Source organism: Anaerolineae bacterium, from assembly GCA_016931895.1.
GTDB lineage: Bacteria > Chloroflexota > Anaerolineae > 4572-78 > J111 > JAFGNV01.
Map to the genome: position 1 here is coordinate 19,696 of JAFGDY010000012.1, position 11,337 is coordinate 31,032.

Sequence of the window (11,337 nt, forward strand, 5' to 3'; positions counted from 1 at the left end):
TGAATCCACCAAACCTATAATTTTGGAGGGTATTGTTGATGAAAAGACTCCCTAAAAATCCCCTTTCAGTTATTTCTTTTATTTTGCTCTTAAGCGTGAGCCTGTTTACGGCGGCGTGCAGTTCAACCTCTAGCGCGGCCCAGGCCGTTGCGCCAACGCCTACCCCGGAGCAAATTACCCCGGTTGAAGTGTCTACCGCCGAAACCGGCGATATTGCTTTGGTTTTCTCTTACACCGGCAACCTGGCGGCCAAGGATGAAGTCAAAATTATGCCCGGCGCGTCTGGCCGCGTTGAAACTGTGTTGGTGGAAGTAGGCGACCAGGTGCAGTCTGGCGCCCCCCTGGTGACGCTGGAAAGAGACCTGTATGTTATTCAACTTAGGCAAGCCCAGGCCGCCCTGACCACGGCCAAGTTACAACTGGCCAAAATGAAAATGGGCGCGCGCCCCGAAGAGATTGCCGTAGCCGAAGCAGCCTTACAATTGGCCCGCGCCGCCTTAGACGATGTGGCCACCATCAGCGACAACGAGCGCACCACCGCGGCGGCTAACCTGGCCAGCGCCCAGGCGGCGCTGCGTTTGGCGCAGGCTGAGTACGATAAGATTGCCTGGGCCGGTAATGTGGGTATGATGCCGCAAGCGTTGGCCCTGGAACAGGCCACCGTGGCCTATGAAACTGCCCTGGCCGCTTACAACCTGCAAACAACCCCCGGCGACGCCCAACTGGCCCCGCTCATGGCCCAGGTGGTGCAGGCAGAACTGGCCGTTACGCTGGCCAAACAACCCTTCCGCGACATAGATTTTGAAATTGCCGGGGTGGGGATTGAGCAGGCTGAAGCCGCCGTAGAACTGGCCAATCTCCAGTTAGACGAAACCACCATTGAAGCGCCTTTTGCCGGCATCATTGCCGAACTGTACATCACCGAGGGAAGTTCCATTGGCCCGCAGGCCCCGGTGGCCCTGGAAGTGTCCAATGAGGTAGAGCTGGCCGTAGGCGTAGAAGAATCGCGTATTGCTCAGGTAGCCCAAGGCCAGAGCGCGGCCTTGCAAGTGGCTGCCTATCCCGGCCAGAATTTTCCGGCGGTGGTCAGCAGCATTGCCCCGGTGGCCGATAAAAATAGCCATACCTTTGAGGTCAAAATAACTCCCCTGGATGAAGAGGGACGGCTCCGTAGCGGCATGTTTGCCAATCTTTCCATTCTGATTGACGAAAGGCAAAACACCCTGCTGGTGCCGCTGGATGCCGTTACCGAGGTAAACGGCCAGGATGCGGTGTATGTGATTAAGGGAAACGTGGCTGAATTACGTCCCGTTACCCTCGGCCTGACCAGCGACGGCTACGTGGAAATCCTCTCCGGCCTGGCAGCAGGCGAAACCGTGGTCACCGCCGGACAGTCCAATTTAACCGATGGAGCCAAAGTTGAAACGGTAAACAGGTTATAGGAAATGTAGGAATTAGAAATTAGAAGGTTAATCTTATTTCTTATTTCTCATTTTTCACTTCTCACTTCTTACTTCTCATTTATCACGCCAAAGGACAAAACTTATGGGACTAACAAGATTATCTCTGCGTAGGCCCTTAACGATGCTCATGATCATCCTGGCCCTGGTGGTGATGGGCTATCGCGCTTATACGTTTCTTCAGCTCGACCTGATGCCGGATGTTGACTTTCCGGTGGTCACGGTGGTCACGGTTTTCCCCGGCGCTTCGCCGGAGGATATTGAAGAATTGGTGGTTAAGCCCATTGAAGATGCCGTAGCCACTATCTCCGGCATAGACGAACTTACCTCCCAATCAAGCGAGGGGGTAGGGCTGGTCATCATCCAGTTCACCGAAGATACCGACGGGGATCAGGCCGCCATTGACGTGGAACGCCAGATAGCCAGCGTGCAATTACCCGCCGAAGCCGAAGACCCCAGTGTGGTTAAAGCGGATATTAACGCTTTTCCCATTCTGGTAATGTCGTTGAACGGGCCGCAGAGTCAGAGCGCGCTCTATGAAATGGCGGAGCAAGATTTAAAGCCGCGGTTTCAGGCCGTCCCGGGCGTGGCTTCAATCAGCATCGGCGGCGGCCGCGAGCGTGAGGTGCAAGTTTATGTTGATTCCGCCAAATTGGCGGCCTATAATCTACCCTTGAGTGTAGTGCAACAGGCCCTGGCCGCCAATAACATCACCTTCCCCGCCGGATCGCTGGAAGCGGGGCGGTGGAAAACCACCGTCCGTTCCGTGGGCGAGTTTACCAGCCTGGCAGAAATTGAAAATATTGTGGTTATGGACCAGAGCAGATCATCCGGGCAGGGTGGTTCGGGCGGCGGCTCGTCGTTGGGCGTGGGCAAAGTTTACCTGCGTGATATTGCTACAGTGAAAACCGGCCTGAAAGACCAAGATAACATCTTGCGCTACAATGGCCTTGATGCGGTGAGCATCAGCGCCATCAAATCCAGCGATGCCAATACGGTAGAGGTTGCCGATAATTTACGTAAAGTGGTTGAAGAAGTCAATCAGGATTTGCCGGCCGGGGCGCAACTGCTGGTGGTCAACGACAATTCCGAATTCATCCGGGAAGCCGTAAATGCCGTGATTGAAGACTTGATCCTGGCCGTCTTGATTACGGGCCTGGTGATGCTGGTTTTTTTGCACACTATCCGCAGCACCTTTATTGTGCTGCTGGCCATTCCTACTTCTATTATCAGCACCTTTCTGGTGATGTGGGCCTTGGGTTTTAGCCTGAACCAGTTGACCCTGCTGGCTTTAACTCTGGTGATCGGTATTCTGGTGGACGACTCCATTGTGGTGATTGAAAACATTGACCGCCACCTGACCGAATTCAAGAAACCGCGCAAGCAGGCCGCCCTGGACGGTCGCCGCGAAATTGGTTTTGCCGCCATTACTATTACCCTGGTAGACGTGGTAGTTTACCTGCCGGTCGCCTTTATGTCGGGCATTGTGGGGCAATTTTTCTTCTCTTACGGAATTACAATTGCGGCGGCGGCCCTGTTTTCTCTGTTTATCGCCTTTACCCTGACCCCCATGTTAGCCGGATTTTTGCTAAAGGACGAAAGCCAACCCGGCCCACCGCCGACAGGATTGCGTAAAGTTTTTAGCCTTATTTTCAGCCCGGTGGCCTGGATTTGGCATGGGTTTATTTACCTCTGGGAAAAAGGCTTTAATTTGTTGGCCGACTTCTACGCCCTGACGCTTCGTTTCTTCTTGTGGAACCCGCTTACGCAGTTGTTGGCTGTAGCCATCGCCGTTGCGGCCCTGGTGGGCGGCGTTTATTTGGTGTTTGGCGGTTATGTGGGCGCGGAGTTCTTTCCCCAACAGGATGACGGCCAGCTGCAAATAAATATTGAAATGCCGCCGGGCACTACCCTGGCCGCCACCGACCAGGTGGCCCGGCAGGTAGAGAACATGGTTTTAAGCGAAGTGCCTGAAACGTCTTCTGTTCTCACCAGGGTAGGCGGCGGCGGCGGCGGCGGTTTTACGGGCGGGTCCAGAGCCTCCAACCAGGCCGCGGTCAGCCTCAAACTGGTTGACCTGACGTTGCGCGACCGCAGCACCACCAACGTGGTGGACCAACTCCGGCCGTTGCTCAATAAAATTCCCGAAGCCATTGTATCCGTATCTCTCACCTCAATGATGGGTGGGGGAGGCGGCGACAGCGCCATTGAAGTGCGCCTTTTTGGCGATGATCCGGCCAAATTGATTGAATTGGCCGACCAGGTGGAAGCGGTAATGAAAACCGTTCCCGGCGCCGTTGATGTGAAAAATACCGATGCCGCCCGCACGCCGGAAAACCGGCTGGAAGTTGACCGCGATATGGCCCAGAGTTTGGGCCTCTCGCCGGCCCAGGTGGCCGGCGCCCTGCGGACGGCCCTGAGCGGCAGCCAGGTGGGCAAATACAAACCCGCGGGGGATACCGAAATAGACCTGACTATGCGCCTGGATGAATCTGGCCGGGCCAATCTTGACCAACTCCTGCAAATACCCCTGAGTTACGCAAACGGACAGCCTATTGTTCTTGACCGGGTGGTAAATGTGGAAAATAGTTTGGCCCCGGCCCGGATTACCCGCGCCAATCGCCAGCGAGTTTTAACGGTTGGCAGCGGGGTAGGGGGTGGATACGCCTCTGGTGATGTGACCAATAATATTGAGGCGGCCATTAACCAACAGGTTCAATTTCCGGTAGGTTATGGCTTTAAGTTTGTGGGCATGTCCGAAATTCAACGCGAGTCATTTTCCGATTTGTATTCCGCCATTGCCCTGGCCATTGTTCTGGTTTATATGCTCCTGGTGGCCCTTTACCAGAGTTGGTTGCAGCCGCTGGCCATTATGTTTTCTCTGCCGGTCACGTTGGTAGGGGCCATTGGCGGGTTGTGGCTCACCGGCAACACGCTCAACATCTTGTCGTTGTTGGGCATTGTGTTGCTCACCGGCGTGGTTACCAAAAACGCCATTCTGGTGGTTGACTTTACCAACTTGCTGCGCGAGGAGCAAGGTTTGGAACGCCGGGTAGCCCTGGTTCAGGCCGGGCGGATGCGGCTCCGGGCCGTGTTGATGACCACCCTGACCCTGGTTTTTGCCCTGATGCCGCTTTTACTGGGCGCAGGCGCCGGGGCAGAAATCCGGGCCCCGCTGGCCGCAGTGGTGATTGGCGGTTCTATTTCTTCCACTTTATTAACCCTGATCCTGGTGCCGGTGGTTTACAATTTCTTTGACTGGGGCGGGGGGCTGGTCAGCCGGGCCTTCAGAGCCATCTTTGGGTTGGGAGAGCCGGGCGAAGAGCCGCCCCTGATTGTTGATCGGCCGCCCAAACCCGCGCCCAAATCGCGCCCGTCACCGCAGCCCGGTTCGGCGATGACCCTTAAGTCCCCGGAAACCGATCCTGATGCAGCGTAGTGCTGAAGGCCCAAGAGCGTTAAAACTTTCAGGGCCTTGGTCCGGCAAAATCAATAAGGAACAATTTATGATGAACCAAAAACAAATCTGGATTTTACCGATCCTGCTCATCCTGACCACCGTGTTAGTTGGCTGTGGCGTGGGCCTGGCCGAGGAAAAAGAAGTTGCCCTGCCGATTAACTTGGACGAGTGGCCTACCTCCGTGCCCACTGCCGTGGCAGTTTCACCCACTCCCTTTCCCAAATTTACCCTGGATCCAACGGCCACGCCTACCCCGCCTCCTGCCGCCACCCCTACCCCTGCGCCTGTTACCACCTCCGTAGTGGTAGAAGATACAACTACGGCCAGTGGCGATATGAACGAAGTGTTGATGCAGCAGGTTTCCTCGCTGCTCACCAAAGATTTTGCGCCCGTGGCCGTGGCTTTAACCAACGTTGACGGCGCCACCATCCGCCAGGGACCGGGAACGTCGTATCCTGCGGTCAGCACCCTGGAACGAAGCAGTTTGGTAGGCGTGTTGGGCCAAAACCCCGCCGGAGATTGGCTGTACGTGATTGACGTTGCTCTGAATTACGGTTGGCTACCTACCGAAGTTTTACGCATCACCGGCTCTGTGGAAGGCGCGCCGGTTTTGCCGCCGGACCCGGTGGCAGCGCTCATTGCCCGGGCAATCTCGGCGTCGAGTGGTTCAGCCGAGACCGCCCCGGCCGGCAATAGCGCCACCAACCTCCGGCCTTTGCTTGTGGCCGACTTGCCGCCTGCAACCACCGCGCGGGTTAACAATGATGTGTTGAATATGCGGCAAAGGCCGGGCGCTGAATTTAACTTGCTGGGCACCCTTTCTCGTGACGATGAAGTGGCCGTGTTGGCCCTGAACACAGATAAACAATGGGCGCTGGTCAAAACCGCTGATGATAAAACAGGTTGGGTGTCGGTGGATTTTCTGCAAGTTGAGGGCGATTTGACCGATGTGCCCCAGGTTCTTTCTTTGGCCCCGGTTGACGGCCACCCCGCCGACCAACTCGCGCCGATTGCGGCCATGTCGGGACAACCCATCCCGGCCTCAACCGGTGCTTCCTCAACCGGTAGCACAGTAACAACAGCGGCAGTGGTCAACAAACCCACCCTGCCGGGTCAAGTGCTGGCCCCGGTGGCCCAGGGCCAGATCAACCGCCGGGTTGAACTGCGGCGCGAACCGGATGCCGCTTCCGGCCTATTGGATACGATGTATGTTGATGAAAAAGTAACTGTGCTGGCCGTGAACGACGCAAGGGATTGGGCCGTGATCCAGGCTAACCAGGCCCGGGCCGGCTGGCTGCCGGCGGACAACCTCACCTTGACCGAGGGGTCTCTGGACCAGGCTTATGTGGTTCAAACCGCCTGGGTGGATAGCAACGAATTGGAGATTAAGAGCGGCCCCGGCATTTATCACGATACGGTTGGCACGTTGGCCCTCAACGACCTGGTGGCCGTATTGGCCCAAAACGACGGCGGCAATTGGGTGTTGATAGAAACCCAGGCCGGCGGGCGCGGCTGGATTTCGCCCAAATTTTTAACTATGCGGGGGTCTCTGGCCGGGGTACCACTGATAACCTCGTTTTCTATTGAAGCTCCTCCGCCCGCAGCTACGCCGGAGCCGTTTACGCCCAAGTGGCCGGTGCAAAACCTGCTGGCCTTGCAATTGTCCAGTGGCGGCGACATCATGCTCATCAATGCTGACGGCAGCGGCCTGCGCCGTTTGACCCACGGGCTTGATCCGGTCCTCTCCCCCGATGGCCGGGCCGTGGCCTTCACCCGCTGGCAAGGAGACCAGGGGTCGCTGTGGATAATTAACACCGATGGCAGCAATGAACGGCTTATCATTGACGAAGTGCGCAAAGCCAAAGGCCCCACCTGGTCGCTCGACGGTGCGCAAATCATGTTCAACTACCAACACGGCGGGCGGCTGGAAGTGGCCGAGATTTGCCATAATTTGAGCAAAAGCGAACCTAAACCGCCCATGAATGCTTACGACTTTGAAGTCAAGATGAAGGGCATGACGCCTTATCTTTGTTGGCTGGTCCCGCCCGACCCTCATTGGGGCCTGCGCCTGGTCAACCTGGCCGATGGCCGGTCTGAGGATGTTTTTGGCGGCACGTATGCCTTTCGGCCCGCCTGGGACCCCGGCCAACCCTGGCGGATTGTGTCTGATAGCGGCATGGGCTTATTGGGCATTGACCTTAATCGCCCCGATTATCGTGAACCCCTGACCGATAATGTCAATGACGGCTCGCCGGTGTTTTCGCCTGATGGATGTTACCTGGCCGTGACCGTCGGCAATCAGGGCGGCAGTTCCGGCTACGATATTTTCCGCTTGAACGCCGACGGCAGCGGCCGGGTCCGCTTGACCCAAACCCCGTTGTGGGTGCCCGTTGGCCCAGATGAGCAGAAGCCGTGGAACAACGTGGCCTCGGCCTGGTCGCCCGATGGCTCACAGATTGCGTTTTTAACCGACCGCGCCGGTCGCTGGGAGATTTGGGTGATGAACGCCGACGGCTCCAACCAGCGCCAGATGTTCTCCAACGAGGTGAACGACCAGCTTGACCTGACTTACAATTTTGTGGATGAACAAGTGTTGAGTTGGCGATAGGCCGAAGGATAAAACAATAGAACAGCCAAAAGCCGATGCCGCTTCAGGTGTCGGCTTTTTATTGTTGAGGAACTTAGAGCGAGATGCGCGTTATTGCCGGCACAGCGAAAGGCAGAAAATTAAAGGCCGTTCCGGGGGAGGCGACCCGGCCCATTACCGACCGGGCGAAAGAGGCGCTTTTTAATATTTTGGGCACCTGGATACTGGAGGCGCGGGTGCTGGATTTATTTGGCGGCACCGGGGCGGTGGGCATCGAGGCGTTGAGCCGGGGCGCGGCCCACGTGACCTTTGTGGATAAAAGCCAGGCCTCTACCCGCACCATTGGCGAAAACCTGCGGCTGACGGTTTTGGCCAATCGGGCTTATGTGAAACGGGCGGATGCGTTCAAATTTTTGGCTCAGTCGCCGCCGGGACAGCCCTTTGACCTGATCTATATTGCCCCGCCCCAATATCAACAGTTATGGCTTAAGGCTTTGCAAATGCTCGACCGGCAGCTTGGCCAGTGGCTTTTACCCGATGGGGCTATTGTGGTGCAGATTCACCCGGTAGAAAACGAGGCGGTGGTTTTGCAAAACCTGGTTTTGTACGACGAGCGCCGGTATGGCAGCACCTTGCTTTGTTTTTACGAGTGGCAGGAGAACGGCGATTAATGCCCCGCGATCACTCAAACCCATCCTCCAGTAATCCCTGCTGAAAATACGCTTCAAGCTGGTCGCCATCGTGAGAAATAACTAAATGGATAGGCTCATTGTGGGCAATGTTGGCGAGCGTCCTGATTTGCTGGCCGTGTGTTTTTCTATCTTCTCCCAAAACCAAATTGGTCAGCCAGGGACGCCCGGTCAGTTGTTCAAGATTCTTCGAATTCCACACCACATCCCCCACCAACAAATACTCTGCGCCGTTTTGTAACTGCACATACATCATCTGACTGCCCGGCGTATGGCCGGCGGCTTTAATGAGTACCAGCCCCGGAGCAATGCGGTGATACTGGTCGTAATCGAGCGGCGTAAATTGGGCCAGCATTTCCGGGGTGAAACCCGTATCCGGTCCTGCGTTTTCAAGCTGTTCCCTGGTCAGGATAACCCTTTCCCTGATTTCGTCCAGATAGGGCGATTGAGCCAGGCCCGCAATGTGGTCAAAATGCTCGTGGGTGGCTAAAATCAGGCGGCTGTTACGCATGGCGGTTTGCATCAAGGCAAACTTTTCGGGATGATAGGGTTTGCCGGGGAACATGGCTTCGTGGTCGGCTTGCGTCTGGATGGCATCAATGATGATGGTCCCGTCCTCGTACACTACCTGGAACGAGGGGAAAACCATCCGCTGCTCCTGGAAACTGCTTCCAGCAATGACCATGATTTGGGGAAACGCGCCCTCCGCCAAAATCATGGCCTTGAGGCGGAGCGGAAACGCGCCCTCGCCCTGCGTGGCTAACTCCCTGACCCGCGCCAAATCCACGATGTAATCAGACGTTTCCGGCACGGGCGAGACGGCCAGCAAAACATAAGCCGCTATGCCCCCAACAACAATCAGGGCCACGATGGCGAGTAAAACTATCTTCAGAATACGCCACCTGCGTTGGGTGGGTTGGGGTGAGGGTTGATGGGTCATGGTCGGCTTTCCTCTCTTTCCAAATGGTTCGTTGGTTTTGACTTTCTTCAAACCCGCTCATTGTAGCCGAATTTAGGTTTTGGGCAAGCCCGGATTTAAGGTGAGAGGGGTTGCCAATGGACTCCGACCTATTGTATAATCAGACATTGGATTTAAGGTTCTATCCAGCTACAAGGAGGTCGTCCCATGGCGCGCAGTTGCCGCATTGGACTGCATGGCCGCAACGATACCGGTTTTCATGAGGCGGATTACCGGGCTGTCCGCGAGGCCAAAATAGAAACGCTTAAGATGATGAGCCACACCCGGCCGGAGGTCTTCAAAAAATTGCATGCCCAAAATCCGGGGCTTGAATTCATTACCCGGCTCTACGACGAGAACAATTTTGACGTGCATCGCCACCCCAACCCGGAGGACTTTGCCCGGCGCATGATCCCCCAGATGATGGCGCTACAGCCCTACTGCGCCAAATTTGAGGTCCACAACGAGCCGAATCACCTGGACCGCATCGAAGGGTGGGGCCAGACCGATGAAGACGCCCGCGATTTTAACGCCTGGTTCCTGCGGGTCTACGAAATCATCAAACACTACTGTCCCTGGGCGCAGTTGGGTTTTCCGGGGCTGGCTATCCCCCACCGCGACATCGAGTGGATTGACCTCTGTCGCCCGGCCATTGAGCAAGCCGATTGGCTGGGCGTGCATTGTTACTGGCAAACCCCTCCCGGCCAGGAACGCAATCACCTGCTGCCGGCGTGGGGCTTGCGCTTTACACATTATCACCAACGTTACCCCACCAAAATCATCGAACTCACCGAAGTGGGCAATTCCAACGTGCAAAACAAAATTCCCTTTACCGAGGCCAGTCACGCCAAAGAATTTACCGAGTATTTGACCGAGTGCTTCAAATACCCCTACATTAATTCGGCTTCCTTTTTTATTCTCTCTTCGTCAGACCGCTCCTGGGATGGCTTTACCTGGCGCAGCGAGGATGGACGGCTGCATCAGGTGGTGCAGGCAGTACAACAAATGACCCGCCCGCCCCTGGTGCCGGCCAGGGCCAGCCAGCCAACCGGATTCCCACCGCTAACGGTCAGCACCGGGTTTCAGCCTGGAGCCACCACCACGTCCGGCGGGGCTGCCGGACTGGCGCCTCCACCGCCGCTAACTCTGACCCCCACGGCTCCCATTGGCAGCACGGGAACGATTGCCTCGACCGGGAATGTGGCTTCGGGCATGAGCCAACTGCAAAATCAAAATACGCAGTTGCAGAGTCAACTCCAACAGTTGCTCAACCAAAGCGCGCAGTTGCAAAGCCAGTTGGAGCAGTTACGCCAACAAAACAGCCAGTTGATGAATCAATTACAACAATATCAAACCCAGCCTACGGGGGGAATGTCTCCCGTGGCGCAACCCGGCAGCGGGATGGCAGATCCACCAACGCCGGTGTTTGCGCCAACTCCTGGTTTTGGCTCCGGGCCAACCCAACCGGCCGCCCCAACCGAAACGTTTGCCGCGCCGGCGCGACCCGCTCCCCCCATTCAGAACATTACCGGGCAATTGAAACACCATCCCACCTTACAATACCCCTCTCGCCCCCTGAGCCAGATTGACCGGATCATCATCCACCACACGGCCGTGACCCCTACGGTGGGAGCTGAGCGGATTGCCCAACACCGGGTAGACAGCCAGGGTTGGCCGGGCATTGGCTACCATTATTTTGTTACCGGCCAGGGCCAGCTTCAACAAACCAACGAATTGACCACTCAGGCCAAACACGCCGGCCAATATGACCCGGTAGCTATCGGGGTTTGTTTTGCCGGAGATTTTACCAATGCCATCCCCACCCCGGCCCAGCTTGAGGCCGGGGCGCAGTTGATCGCCTGGCTGATCCAGGAATTGAATCTGTCGCCTCAGGCGGTGTATGGTTATAAGGAATTGGTTGTAACCCAAAGCCCCGGCGAGCAATGGGACGCGGGGGCAAGGTGGGGGGCGCAACTCAGACAAAAAATCCAGGATTATCTGGCCGGGCTTAAATGACTGCCTTTTGTCGTCATGCCATTCCGAGGAGCGGAGCGACGAGGAATCTCCAGGCTGCCGGTCAATTGAATTAAGTACAGAGGGGATGGTTCAATTACAGCCTGAAATAAGTTGACACTTTTTGCACCTTGAAAATTAAATTAGCTGAGCAGCCCTGTTGGGGTCAA

General features: G+C 56.4%; 6 protein-coding genes. 5 read left to right on the top strand and 1 reads right to left on the bottom strand.

Going from position 1 to position 11,337, the window contains the following annotated elements:
• The first annotated feature begins 38 nt into the window (after nucleotides 1-38).
• From JW953_01060 to rsmD, 4 genes are all read left to right on the top strand, one after another.
• The gene (locus tag JW953_01060) at nucleotides 39-1,442 is read left to right on the top strand and encodes an efflux RND transporter periplasmic adaptor subunit (GenBank protein MBN1991264.1); all 1,404 of its coding nucleotides are present in this window, start codon (nucleotides 39-41) and stop codon (nucleotides 1,440-1,442) included.
• 142 nt (nucleotides 1,443-1,584) lie between these two features.
• A complete protein-coding gene (locus JW953_01065) occupies nucleotides 1,585-4,899 on the top strand; it encodes an efflux RND transporter permease subunit (GenBank protein MBN1991265.1) in 3,315 nt (1,104 codons plus the stop codon).
• A gap of 67 nt (nucleotides 4,900-4,966) precedes the next feature.
• Nucleotides 4,967-7,528, top strand: coding sequence for an SH3 domain-containing protein (locus JW953_01070; GenBank protein MBN1991266.1), 2,562 nt, complete (start codon nucleotides 4,967-4,969; stop codon nucleotides 7,526-7,528).
• A gap of 83 nt (nucleotides 7,529-7,611) precedes the next feature.
• Nucleotides 7,612-8,178, top strand: coding sequence for a 16S rRNA (guanine(966)-N(2))-methyltransferase RsmD (gene rsmD / locus JW953_01075; GenBank protein ID MBN1991267.1), 567 nt, complete (start codon nucleotides 7,612-7,614; stop codon nucleotides 8,176-8,178).
• Between the two features lie 10 nt (nucleotides 8,179-8,188).
• Here rsmD and JW953_01080 read toward each other — a convergent pair whose 3' ends face one another.
• Nucleotides 8,189-9,136, bottom strand: coding sequence for a hypothetical protein (locus JW953_01080; protein MBN1991268.1), 948 nt, complete (start codon nucleotides 9,134-9,136; stop codon nucleotides 8,189-8,191).
• A gap of 186 nt (nucleotides 9,137-9,322) precedes the next feature.
• Here JW953_01080 and JW953_01085 point away from each other — a divergent pair, with 186 nt between their 5' ends.
• Nucleotides 9,323-11,170 (top strand): N-acetylmuramoyl-L-alanine amidase, encoded by a 1,848-nt coding sequence (locus JW953_01085; protein MBN1991269.1) that lies wholly within the window; start codon nucleotides 9,323-9,325, stop codon nucleotides 11,168-11,170.
• The last annotated feature ends 167 nt before the right edge of the window (nucleotides 11,171-11,337 follow it).